Source organism: Microcoleus sp. MON1_C5 (genome assembly GCF_036701875.1).
Lineage (GTDB): Bacteria > Cyanobacteriota > Cyanobacteriia > Cyanobacteriales > Microcoleaceae > Microcoleus.
In genome coordinates, this window is record NZ_JAUBRN010000092.1 from 15,811 (window position 1) to 16,495 (window position 685).

Annotated in this window: 1 pseudogene; it reads left to right on the top strand. The window is 43.2% G+C overall.

Features of this window, described 5'->3' with window-relative positions:
• Positions 1-241: 241 nt before the first annotated feature.
• Positions 242-448: pseudogene (locus QUA71_RS27280) on the top strand (ATP-binding cassette domain-containing protein); the annotation flags it as partial.
• Between the last annotated feature and the right edge of the window lie 237 nt (positions 449-685).

Consider the following 685-nt stretch of genomic DNA (forward strand, 5'->3'; position numbering starts at 1 on the left):
GGCTGAAGAGGAGGCTGAAGAAGAGGCTGAAGAAGAGGCTGAAGAAGAGGCTGAAGAAGAGGCTGGAGAGGAGGCTGAAGAAGAGGAATAGACTTGGGTTTATCTGGCTAAGAATTTGTGTCAGATTTGAGGGTTTGGCGAGAGATGACAGAAGAGATTGCTTAAGCTTTTTCTGTCATCTCTTTGTATTCTGACAGCAAAAAAGAAGTCAAAATAGAATTTACAACAAAAACTCAGCGAGTCTGTTACGGCTAGGCAAAATGTTCAAATGTCGGTTGATTTAATACCAAAACAATCCGCTCAAGCTACCGCCGAAAAAGCAGCCGATATATTGGCACAACTTGGATTGGCGGATCGCGTAGTAGATTCCAAACCATCAGCCTTATCGGGTGGACAAAAACAACGGGTAGCGATCGCTCGCGCTTTAGTGAATAATCGGTTTCATTGATCTCCCATTCTCGATCGCTCAGGCTGCTGGCATAAGGCATTTTTGCTTTAGTTTATCTCTTTTCCTATAAGATATCAAATGGGTTCTATAAACAATCAGAAGTTAGTTCAAGTTTAGATAGATAAATTTGGGGTATTGGGAATGCGATCGCTATTACTGTCAGGACTTACGCACGAACGCTATATATAGCGTACCCTCTTCCCAGACTAACTAGAGCGATTCCTGACGCTACCCCTC